Source organism: Pseudomonas sp. MF6396 (assembly GCF_002018915.1).
Classification (GTDB): domain Bacteria; phylum Pseudomonadota; class Gammaproteobacteria; order Pseudomonadales; family Pseudomonadaceae; genus Aquipseudomonas; species Aquipseudomonas palmensis.
In genome coordinates this window covers 1-24524 of the sequence record NZ_MVOK01000019.1, presented here as the reverse complement: position 1 = coordinate 24524, position 24524 = coordinate 1, and the positions used below count along the sequence as shown (strand labels likewise).

The window sequence follows — 24524 nt, the reverse complement described above, 5'->3', positions numbered from 1 at the left end:
AAAAGGTTGATTCTGCTCATGAGCCAAGCTCCCCTCGTCCTGGTGGACGGTTCGTCCTACCTGTACCGCGCGTTCCACGCGCTGCCACCGCTGACCAACTCCAAGGGCATGCCCACCGGCGCGGTGAAGGGTGTGCTGAACATGCTCAGGAGCCTGCGCAAGCAGTACCCGGACAGCCCCTTCGCGGTGGTGTTCGACGCCAAGGGCGGCACCTTTCGCGATGAGATGTACGCCGAGTACAAGGCCAACCGGCCGAGCATGCCCGACGACATGCGTGTGCAGATCGAGCCGCTGCACGCCAGCGTCAAGGCGCTGGGCTTCCCGCTGCTGTGCGTGGAGGGGGTCGAGGCCGACGACGTGATCGGCACCCTGGCCCGCAGCAGCGCCGCGGCGACCCGCCCGGTGGTGATCTCCACCGGTGACAAGGACATGGCCCAGCTGGTGGATGCGCACATTACCCTGGTCAATACCATGTCGGGCTCGTCGATGGACATCGAGGGCGTGAAGGAGAAGTTCGGCGTCGCACCCGAGCAGATCATCGACCTGCTGGCGCTGATGGGCGACTCATCCGACAACATCCCCGGGGTCAAGGGCGTGGGCGAGAAGACCGCCGTCGGCCTGCTGGTGGGCGTCAATGGCGGTATCAAGGAGCTGTACGAGAATCTCGACCTGGTGCCGAGCCTGCCGATCCGCGGGGCCAAGACCCTGCCGGCCAAGCTGCTGGAGCACAAGGAGCTGGCGTTCCTGTCGTACCAGCTGGCCACGATCAAGGTCGACGTGCCGCTGGAGGTCGGGCTGGACGACCTGCACCTGGGCGAACCTGACCGCGAAACGCTGCTGCAGCTGTACACCGAACTCGAGTTCAAGGGCTGGATCGACGAAGTTCAGCGCGAGAACAAGCGCCTGGAGCTCGCCCCGCCCCCTGCCGCCACACCCGACGCCGAGGCGCCCCCGGTGGCCGTTGCCGAGCCGGCAGCCCCTGTCGAGGCCGCCTATGAAACCATTCTGGACAAGGCACGTTTCGACGTGTGGCTGCAAAAGCTCAAGGACGCCGAGCTGTTCGCATTCGATACCGAAACCACCGGGGTCGATGCACAGCAGGCCCAGCTGGTCGGCCTGTCGTTTGCGGTCAAGCCCCATGAGGCCGCCTACATCCCGCTGGCACACGACTACGAAGGCGCTCCGCAGCAGCTGGACCGCGAGCTGGTGCTGAACGCGCTCAAGCCGCTGCTGGAAGACCCGAACAAGGCCAAGGTCGGGCAGCACGCCAAGTACGACATCAACATCCTGGCCAACTGCGCGGGCATTACCGTGCGTGGGGTGGCCTTCGACACCATGCTCGAATCCTATGTGCTGAATTCCACGGCCACCCGCCACGACATGGACAGCCTGGCCAAGAAGTACCTGGACCACACCACCATCGGCTTCACCGACATTGCCGGCAAGGGTGCCAAGCAGCTGACCTTCAACCAGATCCACCTGGACAAGGCCGGCCCCTACGCCGCCGAAGATGCCGACATCACTCTGCGCCTGCACCACAAGCTGCACGCCGAGCTGGCGGCGCTGCCAAGCCTGGCCAGTGTGCTGAGCGATATCGAGATGCCGCTGGTGCCGGTGCTGGCGCGTATCGAGCGCGAGGGCGCGCTGGTGGATGCCGACCTGCTCAGGATCCAGAGCGGCGAGCTGGGCGACAAGATGGACGCGCTGGAGCGCGAAGCCATCGAGCTGGCGGGCGAGCCGTTCAACCTGGGTTCGCCCAGGCAGCTGGGCGCCATCCTTTATGACAAGTTCGGCCTGCCGGTACTGAAGAAGACCCCCAAGGGCCAGCCGTCGACGGCTGAAGAAGCCCTTGAGGCGCTGGCCGAGGAAGGCTTCCCGCTGCCCAAGGTGCTGATGCAGTACCGCTCCATGAGCAAGCTCAAGAGCACCTACACCGACCGCCTGCCCGAGCAGATCAACCCGCGTACCGGGCGTATCCACACTTCCTACCAGCAGGCGGTGGCTGCCACCGGCCGCCTGTCGTCCAGCGACCCGAACCTGCAGAACATCCCGGTGCGTACCGCCGAGGGCCGGCGCATTCGCCAGGCCTTCATCGCGGCGCCCGGCTACAAATTGCTGGCGGCGGACTACTCGCAGATCGAGCTGCGCATCATGGCCCACCTGGCCAAGGACGAGGGCCTGCTCAGCGCCTTCCGCAACGGCCTGGACGTGCACACTGCCACCGCGGCCGAAGTGTTCAAGGTGGAGCTTGGCGACGTGACCTCCGACCAGCGGCGCAGCGCCAAGGCGATCAACTTCGGCCTGATCTACGGCATGGGCGCAAAGAAGCTGGGCAAGGACATCGGCGTCGACAGCAAGACGGCCAAGGCCTACATCGACGTGTACTTTGCCCGCTACCCGGGCGTGCGCGACTACATGGAGCGCACCCGCAAGCAGGCGGCCGACCAGGGCTACGTGGAAACGCTGTTCGGACGGCGCCTGTACCTGCCGACCATTCACTCCAACCGTCCGCAGGAGCGCGCTGGCGCGGAGCGTACCGCGATCAACGCGCCGATGCAGGGCACCGCAGCTGACATCATCAAGCGCGCCATGGTCACGGTGGACAACTGGCTGGCGAGCACTGCGCTGGATGCCCGGGTGATCCTGCAGGTGCACGACGAACTGGTGCTGGAAGTGCGCGAGGACCTGGTGGAACAGGTGGCGCAGGAGATTCGCGTGCACATGAGCGGTGCCGCGCAGCTGGATGTACCGCTGGTGGTGGATGTGGGCGTGGGGGCGAACTGGGACGAGGCGCACTGAAAAGCGTGCTTGGTGCCTACCAAAAACAGAAATTTGCTGCGGCATAAGGTCGCGGCAATTTCTGCTTTTTCGGCCTATGGAAAATAGTTTCCCGCGCCGAGGAACTAAACCGGTGAACCACGACTCAGAGTAACTGAATGGCTGGTGAAGCCCTTCGATGCTCCTATGTTGTGTTAAGTGTTGGCAGATATCTGGACCCCGCCCTAGCGGTCCGGAACTTGAACCCCGAACTTCCCCCTCCCCATACGAAGTCCGGGGTTTTTTTTGCCCGGCATTTGCCGGGCAGCCCTTATTCTGCGGGCTTGTCCGGCAGTTGCAGCCAGCGAGCCAGTACCGTGTAGGCCTCTTCCAGCCCCTGGCGCTTGGGCGCCGAGAACAGCTGGATGGTCACGCTGTCGCCCCAACCCTTGCGGATTTCGGCCTGTACCTTGAGCAGCGTGCCCTTGGCCGCGCCGAAGGTCAGCTTGTCGGCCTTGGTCAGCAGGATGTGCATCGGCATGCCGCTGGCCACGGCCCAGTCGAGCATCATCTTGTCGAAGTCGGTCATGGGATGGCGCACGTCCATCATCAGGATCAGGCCCTTGAGGCTCTCCCGGCTGCCCAGGTAGGCCTCCAGGTGGCGCTGCCAGTGCTGCTTGAGCGGGATCGGCACCTTTGCATAACCGTAGCCCGGCAGGTCGACCAGACGCCGATCGTCGTCCAGACTGAAGAAATTCAACAGCTGGGTACGCCCCGGGGTTTTCGAGGTGCGCGCCAGGCTCGCGTGGGTCAGGGTGTTGAGGGCGCTGGACTTGCCGGCGTTGGAGCGGCCGGCAAAGGCCACTTCGAAACCTTCGTCGTCCGGGCACTGGTCGACTTTGGCGGCACTGAGGGCGAATTTGGCCTGCTGGCAGAGTCCGAGGATGGGGTTTTTGACTTGCATGGTATTTCCGATTGGGCGTTGCTCGAGGGGGTCTCGGCAAGCGGTGTCGTTTCCGTTTCAGGCACGGGAGTATATAATGCCCCAGTTTTTGTGTGCGCATTATCCCAGCGTAGGAGGATGTGCACGGGAGCTGCTTGACCAAGCTTGCGCAGTAGACGCAGTGCAGCCCCAACCCTGAAAGGGTCGTATTCGGCGCTCAGGCTACACAGGATCCCTACAGCGTGGAAGTCACGCCTGACATAAGGGACCGCAGAGGCTGTCGAAGCAGCTCCCCAGGGTTTCAAGGCTATGCCGCCGCGTGGTTTGTGCATGGACTGCAGTAACGAGGACGATCAGGCCACCCTGACCGGGTGAGTCAACAAGACAGGTTGCCTCGATACATAACTCTTTCACCCTTAGCCGTAGTTGGATTAGCTGATGAACAAACTATTCGTGAGTCTGCTGTTGACCTTAGGCATCACCGGGGCTGCCAACGCTGCCGGCAATATCGTTGGGGATGCTGCTGCCGGTCAGGCAAAAACCGCTGTATGTGGCGCGTGTCACAACCCCGACGGCAACAGCATGGCGCCGAATTTCCCGAAACTGGCCGGCCAGGGCGAGAAATACCTGGAGAAGCAACTGCACGACATCAAGTCGGGCAAACGTACCGTGCTGGAAATGACCGGCATGCTGGCCGCGTTCAACGATCAGGACCTGGCCGATATCGCGGCCTATTTCGCCAGCCAGAAAGGCAGCGTGGGCGCCGCCGACCCGGCGCTGGTCGAGCGTGGTCGTGCACTGTTCAACGGCGGTGATCTGGAAAAAGGCCTGCCGGCCTGCACCGGTTGCCACTCGCCCAACGGCGCAGGCATTGCCGCCGCCGGCTTCCCGCACCTGGGTGGTCAGCACGCAAGCTACGTGGCCAAGCAGCTGACGGACTTCCGTGAAGGCAACCGCACCAACGATGGCGATGCCACCACCATGCGCACCATCGCCAGCAAGCTGAGCAACAAGGACATCGACGCGTTGTCCAGCTACATCCAGGGCCTGCACTGAGCCCCGGTTTAACGCTGGGTTAATACAGCGGCGCAAAAATGAAAAGGGTGGCCCGGGCCACCCTTTTTTGTGCCCGCTGCCGTTACACTAACGAACTCGGGCCTGCCCCGGCCTGTCTGAACCCAGGTCGCGACGAGGCGACACATCACTGCTCAGGAGTAACGCATGCGTAATCTGATTCTCGGCGCCGCGCTGGTCGCCGCCAGCGCCTTCGGTATGACGGTCCAGGCCGCAGACCCTGTGATCGCCGGCAAGGAATATGTCGAGCTGAGCAACCCGGTACCGGTGTCCCAGCCTGGCAAGATCGAAGTGGTCGAGCTGTTCTGGTATGGCTGCCCGCATTGCTACAGCTTTGAACCGACGATCAACCCGTGGGTCGAAAAGCTGCCCGACGACGTGAACTTCAAGCGTATTCCCGCCATGTTCGGCGGCCCATGGGACGCCCACGGGCAGATGTTCCTGACCCTGGAAGCCATGGGCGTGGAGCACAAGGTGCATGCGGCCGTGTTCGATGCCATCCAGAACCAGCGCAAGCACCTGACCAAGCCTGAAGAGATGGCCGACTTCCTGGCCACCCAGGGTGTGGACAAGGACAAGTTCCTGGCCACCTTCAACTCGTTCGCCATCAAGGGACAGGTCAACCAGGCCAAGGAACTTGCCAAGCAGTACAACATCAAGGGCGTTCCGAGCATGGTCGTCAACGGCAAGTACACCTTCGACCTGGGCACCGCAGGTGGCCCGAACGGCGTACTGAACGTTGCTGACCAACTGATTGCCAAGGAACGCGCCGCCAAATAAGAGGCGAAACTATGCGCCGCTGGAAATCCGAGCGCCTCGTCGGCCTGCACGAACCGCAGGTCAACGAGCACCATATCGATGCAAGTGGTCTACCGTCCGACGGTCGCTTGCGTCTGCTCAGCTTCAACATCCAGGTAGGCATCAGCACCGAGCGTTACCGGCACTACCTGACCCGCAGCTGGCAGCACCTGCTGCCGCACATGGGGCGTGCCGGCAACCTGCAGAAGATCGGCAACCTGCTGGGCGACTTCGACCTGGTGGCCCTGCAGGAAGCCGACGGCGGCAGCCTGCGCTCGGGCTACGTCAACCAGGTGGAACACCTGGCGCAACTGGGTGCTTTCCCCTACTGGTACCAGCAGCTCAACCGCAACCTCGGGCGCCTGGGCCAGCACAGCAACGGCGTGCTCAGCCGCCTCAAGCCGCAACTGCTCGAAGACCACCCGCTGCCCGGCCCGGCCGGCCGCGGTGCGATCCTGGTGCGGTTCGGTGAAGGCGAGGATGCGCTGGTGGTGGTGATGATGCACCTGGCGCTTGGCGCGCGAACCCGTGCCCTGCAGCTGGGCTACATCCGCGAGCTGATCGGCGGCTATCGTCACCAGGTGCTGATGGGCGACATGAACACCCATGCCACCGACCTGCTGCAGCACTCCCCGCTGCGCGACCTGGGCCTGATTGCGCCGCAGGTCGAAGCGACCTTCCCCAGCTGGCGACCACAGCGTTGCCTTGATCATATTCTGCTCAGCCCGAGCCTCACTCTGGAACGGGTCGAGGTGCTGTCCCAGCCGATATCCGACCATCTCCCCGTGGCGGTCGAGATTCGTTTGCCTGATGCCCTGACTGTCGATACCCTTCCGGCCTTGCGTTAGTCCCCTTATCTGCGGACCTTGGCATGACCGACGAAGCTCAACGCTGGAAAGAAAAATACCTCAAGAGCATCGAGCAGCAGGAAAAGCTCGAACGCCGGTGGGACGCCCGTCTCGACCTGCTGCGCCGCGGCCTGGTGCGCAGCACCCTGGCGGCCGAAGGCAGCGACCGCGCGGTAGACCAGTGCATGAAGGAAATGCGCGAGGTCATCCGTACCGACAACATGGACGCCGCCCTGGCCGGGTTGATCCCGCGCCTGGAAAAGGCCGTGCTCGATTCCGAGCAGCGCCGTGAAACCCGGATCGCCCAGGTAGGCACCGCGCTCAACGCGCTGGTGGCCCAGTTGCAGAAGCTGCCGTTGCCCAGCGAGGTCAGCCGACCGCTGAAGAAATTTGCCAAGCAGCTGGATGCGCGGGCCAGCCAGTCACGCGAGATGCCGTTGCTGCTGAGCGAGCTCAGTGGCTTGCAGGGCAAGGCGCTGGCGGTGCTGGAGCACCCAGAAGAGGCGAGCAAGCCGGGGTTTCTGCAACGCTTGTTTGGCGGGCGTGAAGAAGAGACGCAGGTCGCTCAACCCGAGGCGCAGGCCCTGGAGCCGGTGGCGCAAGCAGCGGTCGAACCTGTGCATGAGCAGCCTGTGCCGGCTGCGGCGGATGTGGATGAACTGCAGCCGTTGCCCGAGCCCCCAGCCTTGGTCGACACAGAGGACGCCGAGGCTGCTGCGCAGCCCATCGCCGGCAATGCCGGCTCCTACACTGTAGGCGCCAGCCTTGCTGGCGAAGAGGCCCCAGCGCTCACACCGCCACCCACGCCTGCCCCGGTGCTGACCGAGCACGCGGACGCTGTCGAAGTCGATGGGGCACCCGAACCCACCCCCGAAGAACTCCTCTACGCCCTCCCGGACGGCACCGAGCCTTCCTATAGCTCCGTCGCCACCCATATCGAGCAGACCCTGCTCGGTTTGCTCGACGACCTGACCCTGCCCGAACGCCACAAGCCCCAGGCCCTGGCGGTGCGTCAGCGCCTGGAGCACGGGCTGAACTGGTACGAGCTGCTGCCGGTGCTGGATGACCTGGCGGTACTGATGCTGGCCATCACCGACAGCGGCCAGCATGAATTCGAAGCCTACCTGCAACAGCTCAACGAGCGCCTCGAGACGTTCCAGAGCCACCTGCAGGAGGCCAGCGAAGGGCATGCCGACAACAGCTCCGTCGCCCGCGACCTCAATACCCAGCTGCGCGAACAGGTCGATGGCCTGCAAAGCAGCGTGCAGGGCGCTGCCGACCTCGACAGTCTCAAGCACATCCTCGAGAACCGCCTCGAGGGCCTGCTCGGCACCATGGACGAGCACCAGCATCAGCGTGACCTGCGCGAGCAGGAACTGGCCAGCCGCCTGCAAGGCCTGGCCGAGCGGGTCGCGAGCATGGAGCAGGAAGCCCTGGGCTACCGCGAGCACCTTGAAGAACAGCGCCAGAAGGCCCTGATCGACCCGCTCACCGGCTTGCCCAACCGCGCCGCCTGGGCCGAGCGCCTGGAGCAGGAAATGCTCGCCTGGCAGGAAAACGGCGGCCACCTGCTGATGGCCATGCCCGACCTCGACCACTTCAAGCGCATCAACGACAGCTACGGCCACCAGGCCGGCGACAAGGTGCTCAAGATCGTTGCCAACGAGCTGCGCAAGCGTCTGCGCAGCCGCGATTTCATCGCCCGCTTCGGCGGCGAGGAGTTCGTCCTGCTGGTGCCGCAGACCGCGCTGGGTAGCGGTATCGAGCTGGCCGAGACGCTGCGCGGCGCCATCGAAGCCTGCCCGTTCCACTTCAAGGGCGAACGGGTGACCATCACCCTGTCCATCGGCATCACCGCGTTCCGCTCCGGCGAGCGCAGCGACGCAGTGCTCAAGCGCGCCGACGAGGCGCTGTACCGCGCCAAGCACCTGGGTCGCAACCGCGTCGAACAGGGGTGAACGGGTTTGCGCAGGATACGTTATGCTATTGCATTACCGACTGCCCAGGCCCTGCCCCATTTCCATGAAAGCCTTCCTTACCGCGCTTGTGATGCTGACATTGGCCGGTTGCGCCACCGGCCTGAAGATCGACCGTAGCCACCCCTCGGTCAACCAGGACAACCGCATCCAGTTCGTGGTGCTGCATTACACCAATGCCAACCTCGAGCGCTCGCTGGCCCTGCTGACCCACGGTGAGGTCAGCAGCCATTACCTGATCGGCGACAACCCGGCAACCATCTATCAGCTGGTGGATGAAAGTCGTCGCGCCTGGCATGCCGGCGACAGCCAGTGGGAGGGCCGGACCTGGCTCAACTCCACTTCCATCGGCATCGAGATCGTCAACCCGGGCTTCACCGACACCCCCACCGGGCGCGTGTGGCACCCCTACAGCGAGGCGCAGATCCAGGCGCTGATCGTACTGCTCAAGGACATCGTGCAGCGCAACGGCATCCAGCCACGACACATCATCGGCCACAGCGACATCGCGCCCCTGCGCAAGCTCGACCCGGGCCCGATGTTCCCCTGGAAACGCCTGGCCGACGCCGGCCTTGGCGTCTGGCCCAACGCTCAGGCGGTGGCGCAGCAGCGCGCGCGCTTTGACGTCAACCCGCCAAGCATCACCTGGTACCAGCAGCAACTGGCGCGCTTTGGCTACGCCATCGAGCAGACCGGCGAGCTGGACGTGAGCACCCGGCATGTACTGGCAGCGTTCCAGATGCGCTTTCGGCCACAGCTGTTCGACGGCCAGCCGGATGCCCAGACTGCCGCGATTCTGCAGGTGCTGAACAGCCAGCGCTGAGCGGTACCGCCCAACGGGCAGGCTGATTCGTCCGGCAGTTGCTATACCTCATGGTATTCAACGGGATGATTCTTGATGTCGCCTGCCCTTGCCACGTTGCGTCGCCTCCTCTATCGACCCTGGCTGCTGGCCACGCTTGCGGCCACGGCGAGTGCAACCCTGTTGCTGCTGGCCAGCCTCGGCGTGGCCATGCACCAGGTGCAGCAGCGCGAAAGCGCGCAGATGAACGCCAAGGGCGAGCGCTTTCTCGAACGCCTGGAGCAGATCTTCGGCCAACTGCGCGAAAGCGTCGACGCCCTTCAGGCACAGCCCCTGCGCGGGTGCAGCAGTGCGATGCAGGCAGCCTTGCAGCAGGTGACCTTCGACAACCGCTTCGTGTTCGAGGCCACTTACCTCGACGGCACGCAGTCGTGCTCCAACCGGCTGGGCAGCAGCAACTTCGACCCGCTGCGGGCACCGGACATCCAGGGCCCCACCTACAGCTACTGGCTCAATACCACCACCGAACCCGACGACAACCGCGCCGCACTGGTGCTGGGGCGTGGGCACTTTCGCGTGTCGACGTCGCGCGGGCACCTGACCGACGTGGTCGACCTGCCGCCCGGTGGCAGCCTGCTGGTGGTGCTCGACCACGGCGCGCGTGCCGTGCCGGTACTGGGCCCGGAGCAGCCGTGGCCGCCCGGCGACCAGTGGCCGCCACCGCCCAGGGTGGACCTGATGGAACTGCCCGATCGCCTGGTATACCGCATGCCCACCAAATCGCCTGACTACCAGCTGGTGCTGATCACCCCGCGCGAAAGCCTGTCGCTGAAGATGAACGGCGTGCTCTGGCTGCTGTTCCCCGGCAGCCTGCTGCTGGCCTGGTGCATCGGCTGGCTGGTGCTGCAGCTGGTGCGCCAGAGCCGTTCGATGAGCTCGGAGCTGCAGGGCGCGCTGCGCCGTGGCGAAATGCAGGTGCTGTATCAGCCGATCTTCGAGCTGGCCAGCCGGCGCTGCGTGGGCGCCGAGGCCCTGGTGCGCTGGCGTCGCCCCGACGGCACGCTGACCAGCCCCGACCTGTTCATCCCGCTGGCGGAGAACACCGGGCAGATCCGCCAGATCACCGACTTCGTGCTGCAGCGTGTGCTCGAACAGCTGGGCCAGCTGCTGCGCGCCAACCGCCAGTTGTATATCTCGGTGAACCTGGCGGCGTGCGATGTGATGGTGCCGCGCATCGGCCGGGTGGCGGCGCGCCTGCTGGCCTTGCACCATGTGTCGGCCAGCCAGATCGCCTTCGAGGTCACCGAGCGCGGGCTGATCGACGTGGTGGTGGCGCGGGACAACCTGCAGGCCTTGCGGGCGGTGGGGCACCAGGTGCTGATCGACGACTTCGGTACCGGCTATTGCAGCCTGGCCTACCTGCAGACCTTGCCGGTGGACTGCCTGAAGATCGACAAGGCGTTCATCGATGCCCTGGGGCACGACGCGGCCAGCAGCGGCGTGGCCCCGCACATCATCCGCATGGCCCACGCCCTGCAGTTGCGGGTGATCGCCGAGGGTATCGAGTACGAGGACCAGGCGTTGCTGCTCAACAGCGAGGGGGTCAACTATGGCCAGGGCTGGTTGTTCGCGCACCCGCTCAGTGCGCGCCAGTTCGTCGAGCTGGTGACCCGGGGGCGGCGGCTGGGGCCGCGGCGGATCGATGACGAGGCGTAGCGCCCCTTCGCCAGCAAGGCTGGCGCCTGCAGGCGAAGGCGGTTACACCGGCAGCGCCATGTAGAACTGCGTGCCCTGCCCTGGCCGTGAGTACACGCCCATGCGCCCGCCATGCAACTGCACGATCTCCTTGCACAGTGCCAGGCCCAGCCCGGCACCGCCTTTCTTGCGTCCAACCTGCACGAAGGGCTCGAAAATCCGCCCCTGCTGGCCATAGGCAATGCCTTCGCCATTGTCCTCGATACTGATGATCACCCGTTCGGCATGCCGCCGGGCATTGAGGCGGATACTGCCCGCCACCGGCGTATGACGGATGGCATTGTCCAGCAGGTTGTCCAGCACCCGGTCCAGTTGCGCCGGGTCGGCCTGGATGCGCGGCAGTGGCGCGGCAAGCTCCACGCGCAACTCGATCTGCTTGTCGGCCAGCGCCGTTGCGAAGCGCTCGCGGGCCCGCGACAGCAACTCGTCGATCGCGCAGGGTTGCAGTTCGAGCTTCTGCAAGCCGCTCTGGTAGCGCGAAAAGTTGAGCAGGTCGTTGATCAGCTGGGTCAGCCGCTGCATCTCCTCGCCAATGGTGTCGAACAGGTCCGCCTCGCGGCTCTCGGCTGGAAACGTCAGGCGCTCGCGCAACAGGCCGAAGGCCATGTGCATGCCGGTCACCGGGGTGCGCAACTCGTGGGAGGCGCGCAGCACGAACTCGCTGCGCACCCGTTCGAAGGCGCGCTGCTCGGTGACGTCGTGCAACACCATCACCGCGCCCAGGATCTGCCCCTGTGGATGGCACACCGGGGTCAGGCTGTAGGCCAGCAGGCGGGTTTCTTCATCTATTTCCAGGCTCAGGTCGTCCGGCACGCGGTCCAGGCTGCCGCCACGCAATATCAGGCGCAGCTGATCGTCCAGCTCCGGGCGTTGCAGCGCCTTGCCCAGGCCCTGGCCCAGGCGGCTGGCGTCCCAGCCCAGCTGGCGCTGGGCCACCGGGTTGAGGTGTTCCAGATGGCCTTCGCGGTCGATGATCAGCAGGCCGTCGTCGATGCTGTCGAGCACCGCCTGCAGGCGCTGCTGGCCGGCCAGCAGTTCGTCGACATTGGTGGCCTGATGCTTGCGCAGTGCCTCGGCCATCAGCCCGAAACGGCGGGTGAGCTGGTTGATCTCCACGGCCGGGGTTACCGGCAGGGTGACCTCGAAGTTGCCCTGGCCGATCTGGTCGGCGGCCTTGGCCAGCGCCTCGATCGGCTGGCCGAAGCGGCGTGCGATGCCGTGGGCAGTGATGAAACCCAGCACCAGCACGGCAAGCCCGAGCAGGCCCAGCATGCTGGAGACCAGCAGGGCACGTTCGCGGGCCTTCTGTTCACTGTGGTTGATATGCGCCAGGGCCTGCTTGTGCGAGTCGATCAGGTCGGTGCGCAACTGGTTGAAGGCTTCGCCCAGGGGTTGGTCCGGGCCCAGGTTGCGGCTGGGCTCGGGGCTGTCGCGAAAGGCCTTGAGGAAGGCCTGGTAATCACGGTTGGCGGTACTGAAACCCGCAAACCCCTCGGCCTGGCGTTCATGGCTCAGGCCCTCGTCGAGCAGTTGCTGAAACTTGTCCTGCAGCGGTTGCAGCGCCTGCACCTCGCTGTCCGGGTCCAGCAGCAGGGACAGCTGTTCACCCAGGTTCTGACGCAGCTTCAGGCCCAGGTCGAGGATGTAGGAGTTGTCGCTGATCAGCTTCTGCTGCGAGCTGGCCATCTGCTGCACGCTGACCAGGCCCAGAATCAGGCCCAGCAGGGCCACGGTGATCAGCGCCGAGATGCTGAGAAAAAGCCGCGTGCGCAGCTTCATCGCCAGCTTCACAGGTTGTACTGCTTGCGCTTGCGGTACAGCGTCGAGGCATCGATGCCCAGTGTCTTGGCGGCCTGGTCAAGGGTGTCGCTGGTGGCCAGCACTGCACCGATGTGCGCGCGCTCCAGCTCGTCGAGGCTCAATGCAGCCCCCACCCGCGGCGCGTTGCTGGTGGGTTGTTCGGCCATGCCCAGGTGGCTGACCTCGACCCGCTCCTGCGGGCAGATGATGCTCGCCCGTTCGATCACGTTGCGCAGCTCGCGAATGTTGCCCGGCCAGCGGTAGTTGAGCAGCGCGGCGCGGGCCTCGTCGCTGAAACCGCGGGCGGGGCGCGCGTATTCCTTGACGAAGCGGGCCAGGAAGCGGTCGGCCAGGGTCAGGATGTCTTCGCTGCGTTCGCGCAGCGGCGGCAGGTGCAGGGTAATCACGTTCAGACGGTACAGCAGGTCTTCGCGAAAACGCCCGTCGCGCACCATGTCCTCCAGGTTGAGGTTGGTGGCTGCCAGAATCCGCACGTCGGCACGGCGCGTGACCGGGTCGCCGACCCGCTCGTATTCCTTGTCCTGGATGAAGCGCAGCAGCTTGGGTTGCAGGGTCAGCGGGAAGTCGCCGATCTCGTCGAGAAACAGGGTGCCGCCGTCGGCCTGGTTGACCCGGCCCAGGGTGCTTTCACTGGCCCCGGTAAATGCCCCGCGACTATGGCCGAACAGCTCGCTTTCCATCAGTTCGGCCGTCAGCGACGGGCAGTTGATGGTCACGCAGGCCTTGCGCGAGCGTTTGCTCCAGCCATGAATGGCACGTGCCAGCTCGCCTTTACCGGTACCGGACTCGCCAAGGATCAGAATGTTGGCGTCGGTGTTGGCCACCTGGCGCGCGGTTTCGAGTACCACCATCATGGCCGGGCTGTGGGAATCCAGGCCGTCCTTGGGTTTGCGCACTTCCCCTTCCAGGGCCTCCAGACGCGCCGAGAGCTGGCGCACCTCCAGTTGTTTGGCAGTGGCCAGGCGCAGCTGGTCAGGGCTGCACGGTTTGACCAGGTAATCGGCGGCGCCGGCCTGGATTGCATCGACAGCGGTGTCGACCGCCGAATGCGCGGTCACTATGACCACGCGCATCCACGGCGCCTGGATACGCATCTGCGCCAGTACGTCCAGGCCGTTGTCCTCGCCCAGGCGCAGGTCCAGAAAGCACAGGTCGAACACCTGGCGCTGCAACAGGGTTTCGGCCTGGGCGGCGCTGTTGGCCGTGGCCACGCTGTAGCCTTCATCTTCCAGGCAATAGCGGAAGGTACGCAGGATTGCGGACTCGTCGTCTACCAGCAGAATGCGGCCCTGATGTTCCGTGGCAGATTCCATTTTCCTACGCTCCTTTAAGAATGTTCTTGGTTAGTCTCGGAAAAATCGGGCAAGTTGCATGGTCGATTCTGATTGATTCCGCGCCCTGCATGCTAGCTCCCTGCTGCGAATATGACTAACTCATTGAAAATAATGAGTTTGTTTATTTTTTGAGCACTGGCACAACGATTGCGATGATGTTCCTTCTGACCAACAGGAGGCTTCATCATGCGTGCAATACGCCCGTTGGCAGTTCTGACTGCCGCACTTCTGCTCACCCCGCTGGGTGTCACCAGCGCCTCGGCGGCCGAACCCGGCCTGCAGCAGGCCCGTCAGGAAGGCGCCTTGCAGACCGCCCTGGCGCTCAACCGACTGCTCAACCCGTTCAAGATCGAAGTGGCCATCCAGGGTCAGACCGCCCGCCTGCAGGGCGAGGTGGAGAACGAGGTGGAGCGCGAGCTGGCGGCGCAGGTGGCACTGGCCACCGCCGGCATCGAGCAGGTCGACAACCAGTTGCAGGTCAACCCCGAGCTGGTGGATGAAACCCTGCAACGGCGCGCCTATGCCCAGCGCCTGGAGGACGCCACCCTGGGGGCGGTTATCCGCGCCCGCCTGCTGTGGAGCAGCCAGACCCAGGGCCTGCCCATCGAAGTCGACAGCCGGGCCGGGGTGGTCACCCTGCGTGGCCGGGTGACCAGCGCAGAGGCCAAGCAGATGGCCGGCAGCGTGGCGGCCTCTACCGATGGCGTGTACCTGGTCAACAATCTGATCAGCCTGGGCGTGAGCGACCCGGCCCAGGCCCGCGAGCAGGCCGCTGCGGCAGCGGCCGAGGTGCAGAGCGACGCGTGGATCAACGACAAGGTGCAGACCAGCTTCTTATATAGCCGCAACCTGGACGGGCCCAACATCAAGGTGGCGACACAGGAGGGCGTGGTGCGCCTGTCCGGGGAAGTCATGAGCAACGAGCAGAAGACCATCGCCCAGGAGATTGCCCGCCAGATCCGCGGCGTGCGCGGGGTGGACGCCGACATGCTCAAGGTGGCGATCAAGGTGGAGGGCTGATCGTGCAAATCGCACGAGGCCCTGGGGGGCATCGTGCAGGATGCGTCCTGCAGCTGCCCTCAGTACATACCTAAGATGTTGATTTATAAGCGTTTTATTTGATTTCAAAAGCTGGCATGCAGGCTGCAATGACTCTATCAGTCAATAACAACGATGCAGCAGAGGAGCCCGGCATGAACCTGTTAACCGCCGCCCTAGTGCAGATTTCCCCGCTTCACGTACGCCAGTTGCTGTTTCTCTGCCTGGCGGCGCTTCTGACCCTGGTTGCAGGGCAGATGTACAGCATCTGGCAGTCCAAGCAGATCGCCAACCAGATGTCCGTACAGGCTTATCACGTGGCCCATGTGCAGGCCACGCGTGCTTCGATGCTGGAAGCCAGGACCGCGCCACGTACCCACTCGGTCGATGCGGCCACCGTGGAAACCGTCGTGCCGCAGGAACGCTGGGTGTTCTGACCGAGCAATGCCCCACATCTGACACAACCGCTTTCAAAAACGGTAAGGAGAAACACCATGTTAAGTTGGGCCATCACCTTCCTGATCATCGCCATTGTCGCTGCCGTACTGGGCTTCGGTGGTATCGCCGGCGCCGCTACCGGTATCGCGAAGATTCTCTTCATTGTCTTCCTGGTACTGTTCGTCGCTTCCTTCTTCTTCGGTCGTCGCGGTAGAGGTTGACTATGAAAGGGACGCTCTACAGAGCCCTGGCAGGCGCCCTGATGGTGGGGGCCTGTACAGCGGCGATGGCGGCCAATGACGGCCAGGTCCGGACCAGCCAACTGCTTGGTTCGGACCCCGAGTACCGGGAAACCTGGCAGAAAGTGGTCAAAAAGCAGGAGCGGCTGCCCGATTGGGTCATCAACCTCAGTGGTGCTTCCACCGAGCAGATGACGGCGATCGAGGAAGACGGCGACAAGTATCTGGTCGGTCCCTTGTGTGAGACCGAGCAGAGCTGCGACAGCAGCCGTCTTATCGTGGCCTTCAGCTGGGACAAGGATGAGGCATACGCGCTGTGGGTCCAGGTACCCGCCGGCCTGCCTGCCGACAAGTCACCCAGCCGTCACACCGACAAGCGTTGGTTGGGCGAGCCGAATGACGGCATGAAACAGATGCTCGAAGAGCAGCTGAAGAAAGACCCGAACTATTACTGAGTGTCGCCGGACGCATCAGTATCACCATGGAAGCTGAACCTTTTGCCTGTTCCAGTTTCTATGCTGCGCCCGCTCGAGGAGAGCGGACGCATGACCAGGGGGCCGGGCTGCTCTGATTGCTACAGGATCGGAGGGGCCTAGGGGTACAGGGAGTACCTCCTTCATGGGCCGGGTCAGGGTGGTAAACGGCAACACAGTCGTGGACCGGGGTCGCATGCCGCCAGGGCAGCCCCCGGTCAGACTTGTGCACCCGGCGCAAGCCTGATGCATTTCCCCGCTTGAAAGTGACAGATCGGCCAGACGGCTGACCACCCATCAAAAAAATTCCTGACTTCTTTGACCTGCCAAATGACGTTTTTCACGCATTCGGATTGTCGAACAACGCTGTTTTGCCGGTTTGTAGATACCGCTGTATCGGCCTAATCATGGCGCTTTGGCCTTATTCGGGATTCCGAACGGGTAGGTTTTCTGCCGCTGGGACGTCCGTTTCATGCCAAAAAGATCATGCCGATTCGGCATAGGGTAGTCATTTACGGCATTAGACTCAGTGCGCCTGCATCGGAATAGTTGCGCCTTTTTCGCTGGTCCGAGCGCCCCTTGCGCTCACTTGCGGTGACCTTCTACGGCGCATTGCCTGCACCATGAAAACTCCAGGGAATCGCTTTCAGCGGCTCTAGAATGCAGGTTTCAAGGCAGTGACCGTGTCCACTTGAACAAAGGGTAACGACATGAAGAAGGCAAAACTAAGCCTCGCCTGGCAAATCCTCATCGGTCTGGTATTGGGGATCGCCATCGGGGCGTTGCTGAACCATTTCAGTGCAGAAAAGGCATGGTGGATCAGTAACGTCCTGCAACCGGCAGGTGACATCTTCATTCGCCTGATCAAGATGATCGTCATCCCGATCGTGATTTCGTCGCTGGTCGTGGGTATCGCCGGGGTTGGCGATGCGAAGAAACTTGGCAGTATCGGCCTCAAGACCATCATCTATTTCGAGGTGGTGACCACCATCGCGATCGTGGTCGGCCTGGTGTTGGCCAACCTGTTCCACCCGGGCGCCGGCATCGACATGAGCACCCTGGGCACCGTGGATATCTCCAAGTACCAGGCCACCGCCGCCGAGGTGCAGCATGAGCATGCGTTCATCGAGACCATCCTCAACCTGATCCCGTCGAACATCTTTGCAGCGCTGATGCGTGGCGAGATGCTGCCGATCATCTTCTTCTCGGTGCTGTTCGGCCTGGGCCTGTCGAGCCTGCAGGCAGACATCCGCGACCCGCTGGTGAAAACCTTCCAGGGCGTGTCGGAAGCCATGTTCAAGGTCACCCACATGATCATGAACTACGCCCCGATCGGCGTGTTCGCCCTGATTGCGGTGACCGTGGCCAACTTCGGTTTCGCCTCGCTGCTGCCGCTGGCCAAGCTGGTGCTGCTGGTGTACTTCGCCATCGCCTTCTTCGCCTTCATGGTGCTGGGCCTGATCGCCCGCCTGTTCGGTTTCTCGATCCTGAAGCTGATGCGCATCTTCAAGGACGAGCTGATCCTGGCCTATTCCACCGCCAGCTCCGAGACCGTGCTGCCGCGCGTGATCCAGAAGATGGAAGCCTACGGTTCGCCCAAGGCCATCTGCAGCTTCGTGGTGCCGACCGGCTACTCGTTCAACCTGGACGGTTCGACCCTGTACCAGAGCATCGCGGCGATCTTCATCGCGCAGCTGTACGGCATCGACCTGTCGATCAGCCAGCAACTGCTGCTGGTGCTGACCCTGATGGTCACCTCCAAAGGCATTGCCGGTGTGCCGGGCGTATCGTTCGTGGTGCTGCTGGCGACCCTGGGCAGTGTGGGCATCCCGCTCGAAGGCCTGGCGTTCATCGCCGGTGTCGACCGCATCATGGACATGGCGCGTACCGCCCTGAACGTGATCGGCAACGCCCTGGCGGTGCTGGTCATCTCGCGCTGGGAAGGCATGTATGACGATGCCAAGGGCCAGGCGTACTGGAACTCGCTGCCGCACTGGCGCAGCAAGACCCCGGCGCCGGCTGGCGAGACCGCTCAGCACTAAGCTGCTGACGGCCTGAAACACAAGAGCCCCGACCCGTCGGGGCTTTTTGTTGCCTGCCAGAAGCTTCGCCGGCAAGGCCGGCTGCTACAGACGACGCCGAACCTGTAGGAGCCGGCCTTGCCGGCGAATGGGCCGCCGCCGTTTATGGCGTCTGCCTACCCACCCCGCTATCATGCGCTCCAACTTGCAAGGGAAACGACCAATGCTCAACGGCCTCTGGCTCGGCTTTTTCGTGGTGGCCGCCCTCTCCGCACTGGTGCAGTGGCTGGTGGGTGGCAACGCGGGCATCTTCGCCGCCATGGTCGAGAGCATCTTCGCCATGGCCAAGCTTTCGGTCGAAGTCATGGTGCTGCTGTTCGGTACCCTGACCCTGTGGCTGGGCTTTCTTAAGATCGCCGAAAAGGCCGGCATCGTCGACTGGCTGGCCAAGGTACTCGGCCCGCTGTTCCGTCGCCTGATGCCCGAGGTACCGCCCGGCCACCCGGCGCTGGGCCTGATCACCCTGAACTTCGCCGCCAACGGCCTGGGCCTGGACAACGCCGCCACGCCTATCGGCCTCAAGGCCATGCGCGCCCTGCAGGAGCTCAACCCCAGCTCCACCACGGCAAGCAACGCGCAGATCCTGTTCCTGGTGCTCAATGCCTCGTCATTGACCCTGCTGCCGGTGACCATCTTCATGTACCGCGCCCAGCAAGGCGCTATGGACCCGACCCTGGTGTTCCTGCCGATCCTGCTGGCCACCAGCGCCTCGACCCTGGTGGGCCTGCTGTCGGTGGCGGTGATGCAGCGCCTGCGCCTTTGGGACCCGGTGGTGCTCGCCTACATGGTGCCCGGCGCGCTGCTGCTGGGCGGCTTCATGGCGCTGCTGGCGGGCCTGTCGGCCACCGCGCTGGCCACCCTGTCGTCGATCCTGGGCAACCTCACGCTGTTCGGCCTGATCATGCTGTTTCTGCTGATCGGCGCATTCAAGCGGGTGCCGGTGTACGAAACCTTCGTCGAAGGTGCCAAGGAAGGGTTCGACGTGGCCAAGAGCCTGCTGCCCTACCTGGTGGCGATGCTGTGCGCGGTCGGCGTGCTGCGCGCCTCGGGGGCGCTGGAGTTCGGCCTGGACGGCATTCGTCATGTCATCGAATGGCTGGGCTGGGACACGCGTTTCGTCGATGCCCTGCCCACCGCGCTGGTCAAGCCGTTCTCCGGCAGCGCGGCGCGGGCCATGCTGATCGAGACCATGCAGACCCACGGGGTGGACAGCTTCCCGGCACTGGTGGCCGCGACCATCCAGGGCAGCACCGAAACCACCTTCTACGTACTGGCGGTGTATTTCGGCGCCGTGGGTATCCAGCGCGCACGCCACGCCGTGGGCTGCGCGCTGCTGGCCGAGCTGGCCGGGGTGCTGGCGGCCATCGCGGTGTGCTACTGGTTCTTCGCCTGAGCCACGGTCCAGTCCACCAGTTGCGCCATCAGCCGGTCGGTGGCCTGGCCGAAGCCGCCGACCACCGCCGGTACCTGGGTCTGCGCCACCGGCTGGCGCACCTCGAAGCTGTGGCTGGCCAGCACGCGCTGGGTACGCCCCTGCACCAGTCGCGCATCCAGGCGCACCACTACTGCCAGCCCGGCATCGCTGTACTCGCTCTGGAACGCCTGCAGTTCGCCGACGATCTCGTAGTCGGCCTGCAGGTTGGCGTCGTCGGCACTTACCCGCTGTACCCGGCCGTCGCGCTGGAAGGCGTCGAGCATGCGGTTGCGCAGCAGTGCCGGCACCGGGTCGGCCCAGCGTGCGCCCTTGTAGCTGCTGATCAGGTCGCCTGCCGGCACCACGGCAATGCGCGGTGTACCGAGGATCTCGCTGGCCAGCGGCTTGTTGATACGCAGGGTCCAGGCCACGGGTGCGGCGTTGCTGCGCACCGGTTGCGCCGCCGGCAGGCGGTACACGTCGGCCGGCTCCGCCTTGGGCAGGATCGAGCAGGCGCTGCTCAGGCTCAGCAGCGCGGCCAGGGCGAGGGTGCGGCAGGGGCGGCTCATGGGGTGAACTCCTTGTTTTTGTCGCGGCCCAGCAGGTACCCGCTGGGGTTGGCCTCCAGGCGCTGGGAGATGCCCTTCAAGGCAGTCAGGGTATCGCGCAGTTCGCGAATCGCCGGGGCCAGTTCGTTGAAGCCCTGGGCGCCGCTGGTGATCGCCTCGCGGTTGTCGGTGAGCAACGCGTCGATGGTGGCGGTGCTGCGCGCCAGTGACTGCATGGCCTGGTCGGCGCTGTTGACGATCTGCTTGCCGTCGCTGCCGAGCAGGCTGTTGGCGTTGCGCATCAGCTGGCTGGTCTGCTCCAGCGCCGCGCCGGCCTGCTTGCCCACCTGGGCCATCTGCTGGATGGCCAGGCGGATGTCGTCGCGCTGCCCGGCAATCGCGCCGGTGGTCTGCTCCAGGTTGGCCAGGGTGGCGCCCAGGCGGGTGGCATTCTCTTCGGAGAACAGCCGGTTGGCGTTGTGCAGCAGCAGGTTGATGTTGGTCACCAGGTCGCTGCTGTTGTTGAGCAGGCGCGCAATCGGCGATGGCGAGGCGACGATCACCGGCAGCCGGCCGCCCTTGCCTTCCAGCGGCGGGCTCTGCGGGGTGCCGCCGCTGAGCTGGATCAGCGAGGTGCCGGTGACGCCGGTCAGGGTCAGCTTGGCCTGGGTGTCCTGCTTGATCGGGGTCTCGGCGCTCAGGCGGATCTGCGCCAGCACCCGGCGGGGGTCGTTGGGGTCCAGGCGCAGGCTGATCACATCGCCCACCTTGATCCCGCTGTACTGCACCGCACTGCCCTTGGACAGCCCGGTGACGGCCTCGTTGAACACCACCTCGTAGTCCTTGAAGGTGCTGTCGACGCTCGACTTGGCCAGCCACAGGCCGAACAGCATGGCGCCGGCCACCACCAGCACGGTGACCAGCCCGATCAACACATGGTGCGCGCGGGTTTCCATTTCAGTTCTCCTTGAGCGCTGTGGCGGCCTGGTAGGCCGCACGGCCGCGCGGGCCATGAAAATAGTCGTGAATCCACGCGTCGTCGGTTTCCGAGACCTGGTCGATGGGGCCGGCCACCAGCACCTTCTTCTGCGCCAGCACGGCCACGCGGTCGGTGATGGTGTAGAGGGTGTCCAGGTCGTGGGTAATCAGGAACACGCTCAGGCCCAGTGCATCGCGCAGGGTCAGGATCAACTGGTCGAAGGCGGCCGCGCCGATCGGGTCGAGCCCGGCGGTGGGCTCGTCGAGAAACAGGATGTCCGGGTCCAGCGCCAGGGCGCGGGCCAGGGCGGCGCGCTTGATCATGCCGCCCGACAGCGACGCGGGGTATTTGTCGGCCGCCGACAGCGGCAGCCCGGCCAGGGCCAGCTTGACCCCGGCCAGATGCTCGGCGTCGGCGCGGCTCAGGCCGGCATGTTCGATCAGCGGCAGTGCGACGTTCTCGGTGACGGTCAACGACGAGAACAGCGCGCCCTTCTGGTACAGCACGCCGAAGCGACGCTCCACCTGCGAGCGCTGCTGGTCGCTGGCCTGGCTGAGGTCCTGGTCGAAGATCCTCACCGTGCCCTCGTTGGGCCGGCGCAGGCCGACGATGCTGCGCAGCAGCACCGACTTGCCACTGCCCGAGCCGCCGACCACGGCGAGGATCTCGCCGCGGTACAGGTCCAGGTCGAGCTGTTCGTGCACGCTCTGGGTGCCGAAGCGGTTGCACAGGCCCCGCACCTCGATGACCTTCTCGCGGCTTGCCTCACTCACCAGCTCATCTCCATGAAGAACAGCGCGAACACCGCATCCAGCACGATCACCACGAAGATCGACTGGACCACCGCCGAGGTGGTGTGGGCGCCGACCGATTCGGCGCTGCCGGTCACCTTGAAACCTTCCAGGCAACCGATGGCCGCGATCAGGAAGGCGAAGAACGGCGCCTTGGCCAGGCCCACCAGGAAGTGCTGCACGCCGATGTCGCTTTCCAGCAGCGACAGGAACATCGCCGGCGAGATGTCCAGCGACACCGCGCACACCACGGCGCCGCCGATGATGCCGCACAGCATCGCGACGAAGGTCAGCAATGGCAGCGCGATCAGCAGCGACAGCACCCGCGGCACCACCAGCAGCTCGACCGGGTCCAGGCCCAGGGTGCGGATCGCATCGATTTCCTCGTTGGCCTTCATCGAGCCGATCTGCGCGGTGAAGGCGCTGGCGGTGCGTCCTGCCATCAGGATGGCGGTAAGCAGCACGCCGAATTCACGCAGGAACGAGAACGCCACCAGGTCGACGGTGAAGATGCTCGCGCCGAAACTGGCCAGCACCGTGGCGCCCAGAAAGGCCACCACCGCACCCACCAGAAAGGTCAGCAGCGCGACGATGGGCGCCGCGTCCAGGCCGGTCTGTTCGATGTGCGCGACCACGGCGGTCATACGCCAGCGCCTGGGTTGCAGCAGGCGCCGGGCCAGGGTGGCGATGATCAGGCCGATGAAGCCGAGCAGTTGCCGGGTGTCTTGCCACAGCACGTCGACTGCCCGGCCGATGCGGCACAGCAGTTGGGTCAGCACGGACGTTTCCGGCTGGCGCTCTGGCAGGCAGTAGTCCTGTAGCGAGCAGTACACGGTGTGCAGCAAGGCGCGGTCGGCGGCCGACAGCGGGCTGGCGTGGTCATCGGCCAGTTGCCCCAGGCGCTCGGCACCCAGCAGTTCGACCAGCAGCGAGGCGCCGGCGGTGTCCAGCTTGCCCAGCTGGGCGAGGTCGACCTGGGCGCTGGCATCGTACTGGCCGTGCAGGGCCTCGGTGCTGCGCTTGAGCGGCGTGTAGTTGGCCAGGGTCCAGTCGCCGGCGATGCGCAGGCAGGCCGGGCTGCGCGTGGTATCGAGGGTGGCGCTGGCGGGGGTGACGGTGGTGGTCATAGGCTCCAGACAGTCCGGCAGGCGCTCCAGTGCGCCGGGTCAGAGCATAGCGTCACTTGGCGACGGATGCTTGACCGTCATCAACCACCTCGAAGCGCAGCACGCCGATCACCTGGCCGTCTTCGGTGAGCACGCGCACCTGCCAGTGCCCGACCGGGTTGCTGGGGAACACCTGCTTGTGGGTCCAGGCGCGGTAGCCTTCCTTGCGCCCGCCATTGATGTTCAGGGCAATGCGATCGACCTCTTTGCCGTCCTGTTTCCATACGTGGTAGATGCGTTCGTTGAGGCCGCGCGGGGCCTTGATCGCGGTATAGGCATAGAGCCCGGCGCTGCGGATCTGGCTGGCGCTGACCTGCTCCAGGCTGTCGCCGGGGGTGCGGTTCTGCAGCTGGGTGCTGATGGCCACTTCGGTCATCCACAGTGTCGCCGGCGGCACCCACGAGCGCAGCAGCCAGCCGCTGCCGCCAACGGCCAGGGTGACCAGCACCAGCATGGCGGCACGGCGCCAGTGATTGATCGGGAAGCTGCTGGCCAGGCTCGGGAACGACAGCAGCATGGCGATGCCCAGCGCCAGCTTGAAGCTCTGCGACGTGGTCAGGTGCAGGATGATCGGCAGCGCCGTGAGCAGCGCGGCGAACAGGGTCAGGGTGTGCAGGGCCAGGAACAGCCAGCGGCGCGGCGCCAGCCAGCGGTAGTACAGCGGGTCGACGATCGACACCAGCCCGGCGCCGGCCAGCAGGCCGGTGAACACCAGCTGTCCGCTGTTCCAGGTGGTGGTGACGAAGAAGAACGGCAGCACGAAGAACAGGCTTTCCTGGTGGATCATCTGCGTGGCGTAGCGCAGCAGCGGCTGCGGGATCTCGCGCTTGAACAGGCGGGTGAACAGCTGGGTGAAGGTGTTCTCGAACATCAGCCACAGCCAGCTCACCAGCAGCAGGATGGCGACCCAGCTGGCCAGGCCTTCCTGACGGTCGACCAGGATGAAACTGCCGATACCGGAAATGAAACCGCCGAGGGCGATGACCCCCGGGTAGCGCTTTATCAGGTCGATCAGGCGCAGGAGAAGTGCGGGCATGGTGGGGCGTTCGCTGGGTGAGGTAAAAATCTGTTACAGGATACGCTGCTTGCTGCGCTTGTAGGAGCCGGCGTTGCCGGCGAAGGCCGTTACGCGTTCGGCATGGCTGCGCGGTGCGGCATTCGCCGGCAACGCCGGCTCCTACATCCGCGGTAGCGTCAGCGGCGCCGCCGCCATAGCAGCATGCCCGCCAGCAACACCCCTAGCCCCAAC

At 64.7% G+C, this 24524-nt stretch carries 21 protein-coding genes and 1 pseudogene; 14 read left to right on the top strand and 8 right to left on the bottom strand.

All coding sequences use genetic code 11. The features are described 5' to 3' along the window. The first annotated feature begins 18 nt into the window (after positions 1-18). Positions 19-2799: a DNA polymerase I gene (polA, locus tag MF6396_RS18780; protein ID WP_078481273.1), complete on the top strand. Its 2781-nt coding sequence runs from the start codon at positions 19-21 to the stop codon at positions 2797-2799. Positions 2800-3088: 289 nt separating this feature from the next. Here polA and yihA read toward each other — a convergent pair whose 3' ends face one another. Further along, the gene (yihA, locus tag MF6396_RS18775) at positions 3089-3721 is read right to left on the bottom strand and encodes a ribosome biogenesis GTP-binding protein YihA/YsxC (protein WP_054916024.1); all 633 of its coding nucleotides are present in this window, start codon (positions 3719-3721) and stop codon (positions 3089-3091) included. Between the two features lie 267 nt (positions 3722-3988). Here yihA and MF6396_RS29560 point away from each other — a divergent pair. The 7 genes and pseudogenes from MF6396_RS29560 to MF6396_RS18745 form a co-directional block, all read left to right on the top strand. Next, positions 3989-4075, top strand: a pseudogene (locus MF6396_RS29560) (cytochrome C); the annotation flags it as partial. Positions 4076-4138: 63 nt separating this feature from the next. Next, positions 4139-4756, top strand: a complete 618-nt coding sequence (locus MF6396_RS18770) for a c-type cytochrome (protein ID WP_043862299.1) — start codon at positions 4139-4141, stop codon at positions 4754-4756. 165 nt (positions 4757-4921) lie between these two features. Next, positions 4922-5554, top strand: coding sequence for a thiol:disulfide interchange protein DsbA (dsbA, locus tag MF6396_RS18765; RefSeq protein ID WP_043862300.1), 633 nt, complete (start codon positions 4922-4924; stop codon positions 5552-5554). Between the two features lie 11 nt (positions 5555-5565). Continuing rightward, the gene (locus MF6396_RS18760) at positions 5566-6420 is read left to right on the top strand and encodes an endonuclease/exonuclease/phosphatase family protein (RefSeq protein ID WP_043862301.1); all 855 of its coding nucleotides are present in this window, start codon (positions 5566-5568) and stop codon (positions 6418-6420) included. A 23-nt stretch (positions 6421-6443) separates the two neighbouring features. Continuing rightward, entirely contained in the window at positions 6444-8378 is a 1935-nt protein-coding gene (locus MF6396_RS18755; RefSeq protein ID WP_078481272.1) for a GGDEF domain-containing protein, read from the top strand. Positions 8379-8442: 64 nt separating this feature from the next. Then, complete coding sequence (locus tag MF6396_RS18750) at positions 8443-9219, top strand: N-acetylmuramoyl-L-alanine amidase (RefSeq protein WP_043862303.1); 777 nt, start codon at positions 8443-8445, stop codon at positions 9217-9219. A 75-nt stretch (positions 9220-9294) separates the two neighbouring features. Further along, positions 9295-10914 (top strand): EAL domain-containing protein, encoded by a 1620-nt coding sequence (locus MF6396_RS18745; protein ID WP_043862304.1) that lies wholly within the window; start codon positions 9295-9297, stop codon positions 10912-10914. Between the two features lie 42 nt (positions 10915-10956). Here MF6396_RS18745 and MF6396_RS18740 read toward each other — a convergent pair whose 3' ends face one another. Further along, positions 10957-12732, bottom strand: a complete 1776-nt coding sequence (locus tag MF6396_RS18740) for a KinB sensor domain-containing domain (protein ID WP_173925029.1) — start codon at positions 12730-12732, stop codon at positions 10957-10959. Positions 12733-12740: 8 nt separating this feature from the next. Continuing rightward, positions 12741-14087: a sigma-54-dependent response regulator transcription factor AlgB gene (algB, locus tag MF6396_RS18735; protein ID WP_043862306.1), complete on the bottom strand. Its 1347-nt coding sequence runs from the start codon at positions 14085-14087 to the stop codon at positions 12741-12743. A gap of 207 nt (positions 14088-14294) precedes the next feature. On the opposite strand from algB, the gene MF6396_RS18730 reads away from it, so the two are divergent. The 6 genes from MF6396_RS18730 (at position 14295) to MF6396_RS18705 (ending at position 19770) form a co-directional block, all read left to right on the top strand. Beyond that, on the top strand, positions 14295-15128 hold the full coding sequence (locus MF6396_RS18730) for a BON domain-containing protein (protein WP_043862307.1): 834 nt from the start codon (positions 14295-14297) through the stop codon (positions 15126-15128). A gap of 173 nt (positions 15129-15301) precedes the next feature. Further along, positions 15302-15583 carry a hypothetical protein gene (locus tag MF6396_RS18725; protein WP_043862308.1) on the top strand — a complete coding sequence of 94 codons (282 nt, stop codon included), beginning with the start codon at positions 15302-15304 and terminating at the stop codon, positions 15581-15583. A 57-nt stretch (positions 15584-15640) separates the two neighbouring features. After that, positions 15641-15805, top strand: coding sequence for a DUF1328 domain-containing protein (locus MF6396_RS18720; RefSeq protein ID WP_009401691.1), 165 nt, complete (start codon positions 15641-15643; stop codon positions 15803-15805). A 2-nt stretch (positions 15806-15807) separates the two neighbouring features. Beyond that, positions 15808-16278 (top strand): inhibitor of vertebrate lysozyme family protein, encoded by a 471-nt coding sequence (locus tag MF6396_RS18715; RefSeq protein WP_058542001.1) that lies wholly within the window; start codon positions 15808-15810, stop codon positions 16276-16278. Between the two features lie 728 nt (positions 16279-17006). Continuing rightward, on the top strand, positions 17007-18338 hold the full coding sequence (gltP, locus tag MF6396_RS18710) for a glutamate/aspartate:proton symporter GltP (RefSeq protein WP_054916020.1): 1332 nt from the start codon (positions 17007-17009) through the stop codon (positions 18336-18338). A 202-nt stretch (positions 18339-18540) separates the two neighbouring features. Next, a complete protein-coding gene (locus MF6396_RS18705) occupies positions 18541-19770 on the top strand; it encodes a nucleoside recognition domain-containing protein (protein WP_043862311.1) in 1230 nt (409 codons plus the stop codon). Here the strand turns inward: MF6396_RS18705 and MF6396_RS18700 are convergent. From MF6396_RS18700 to MF6396_RS18680, 5 genes are read right to left on the bottom strand one after another with little or no spacing between them, the layout of a single operon-like run. Continuing rightward, positions 19752-20360, bottom strand: a complete 609-nt coding sequence (locus tag MF6396_RS18700; protein ID WP_078481270.1) for an ABC-type transport auxiliary lipoprotein family protein — start codon at positions 20358-20360, stop codon at positions 19752-19754. The genes MF6396_RS18705 and MF6396_RS18700 overlap by 19 nt on opposite strands. Beyond that, a complete protein-coding gene (locus MF6396_RS18695) occupies positions 20357-21295 on the bottom strand; it encodes an MlaD family protein (RefSeq protein ID WP_043862313.1) in 939 nt (312 codons plus the stop codon). The genes MF6396_RS18700 and MF6396_RS18695 overlap by 4 nt, the downstream gene beginning before the upstream one ends. 1 nt (position 21296) lies before the next feature. Next, positions 21297-22091 carry an ABC transporter ATP-binding protein gene (locus MF6396_RS18690; protein WP_078481269.1) on the bottom strand — a complete coding sequence of 265 codons (795 nt, stop codon included), beginning with the start codon at positions 22089-22091 and terminating at the stop codon, positions 21297-21299. After that, complete coding sequence (locus MF6396_RS18685) at positions 22088-23245, bottom strand: ABC transporter permease (RefSeq protein ID WP_173925070.1); 1158 nt, start codon at positions 23243-23245, stop codon at positions 22088-22090. The genes MF6396_RS18690 and MF6396_RS18685 overlap by 4 nt, the downstream gene beginning before the upstream one ends. A 43-nt stretch (positions 23246-23288) precedes the next feature. Continuing rightward, positions 23289-24311, bottom strand: coding sequence for a DUF5924 family protein (locus MF6396_RS18680; RefSeq protein ID WP_054916017.1), 1023 nt, complete (start codon positions 24309-24311; stop codon positions 23289-23291). Between the last annotated feature and the right edge of the window lie 213 nt (positions 24312-24524).

Excerpts from the sequence above, each read along its gene's own strand:
- polA (WP_078481273.1), top strand. The coding sequence starts at position 19 with ATGAGCCAAGCTCCCCTCGTCCTGGTGGACGGTTCGTCCTACCTGTAC.
- yihA (WP_054916024.1), bottom strand. The coding sequence starts at position 3,721 with ATGCAAGTCAAAAACCCCATCCTCGGACTCTGCCAGCAGGCCAAATTC.
- MF6396_RS18770 (WP_043862299.1), top strand. The coding sequence starts at position 4,139 with ATGAACAAACTATTCGTGAGTCTGCTGTTGACCTTAGGCATCACCGGG.
- dsbA (WP_043862300.1), top strand. The coding sequence starts at position 4,922 with ATGCGTAATCTGATTCTCGGCGCCGCGCTGGTCGCCGCCAGCGCCTTC.
- MF6396_RS18760 (WP_043862301.1), top strand. The coding sequence starts at position 5,566 with ATGCGCCGCTGGAAATCCGAGCGCCTCGTCGGCCTGCACGAACCGCAG.
- MF6396_RS18755 (WP_078481272.1), top strand. The coding sequence starts at position 6,444 with ATGACCGACGAAGCTCAACGCTGGAAAGAAAAATACCTCAAGAGCATC.
- MF6396_RS18750 (WP_043862303.1), top strand. The coding sequence starts at position 8,443 with ATGAAAGCCTTCCTTACCGCGCTTGTGATGCTGACATTGGCCGGTTGC.
- MF6396_RS18745 (WP_043862304.1), top strand. The coding sequence starts at position 9,295 with ATGTCGCCTGCCCTTGCCACGTTGCGTCGCCTCCTCTATCGACCCTGG.
- MF6396_RS18740 (WP_173925029.1), bottom strand. The coding sequence starts at position 12,732 with ATGAAGCTGCGCACGCGGCTTTTTCTCAGCATCTCGGCGCTGATCACC.
- algB (WP_043862306.1), bottom strand. The coding sequence starts at position 14,087 with ATGGAATCTGCCACGGAACATCAGGGCCGCATTCTGCTGGTAGACGAC.
- MF6396_RS18730 (WP_043862307.1), top strand. The coding sequence starts at position 14,295 with ATGCGTGCAATACGCCCGTTGGCAGTTCTGACTGCCGCACTTCTGCTC.
- MF6396_RS18725 (WP_043862308.1), top strand. The coding sequence starts at position 15,302 with ATGAACCTGTTAACCGCCGCCCTAGTGCAGATTTCCCCGCTTCACGTA.
- MF6396_RS18720 (WP_009401691.1), top strand. The coding sequence starts at position 15,641 with ATGTTAAGTTGGGCCATCACCTTCCTGATCATCGCCATTGTCGCTGCC.
- MF6396_RS18715 (WP_058542001.1), top strand. The coding sequence starts at position 15,808 with ATGAAAGGGACGCTCTACAGAGCCCTGGCAGGCGCCCTGATGGTGGGG.
- gltP (WP_054916020.1), top strand. The coding sequence starts at position 17,007 with ATGAAGAAGGCAAAACTAAGCCTCGCCTGGCAAATCCTCATCGGTCTG.
- MF6396_RS18705 (WP_043862311.1), top strand. The coding sequence starts at position 18,541 with ATGCTCAACGGCCTCTGGCTCGGCTTTTTCGTGGTGGCCGCCCTCTCC.
- MF6396_RS18700 (WP_078481270.1), bottom strand. The coding sequence starts at position 20,360 with ATGAGCCGCCCCTGCCGCACCCTCGCCCTGGCCGCGCTGCTGAGCCTG.
- MF6396_RS18695 (WP_043862313.1), bottom strand. The coding sequence starts at position 21,295 with ATGGAAACCCGCGCGCACCATGTGTTGATCGGGCTGGTCACCGTGCTG.
- MF6396_RS18680 (WP_054916017.1), bottom strand. The coding sequence starts at position 24,311 with ATGCCCGCACTTCTCCTGCGCCTGATCGACCTGATAAAGCGCTACCCG.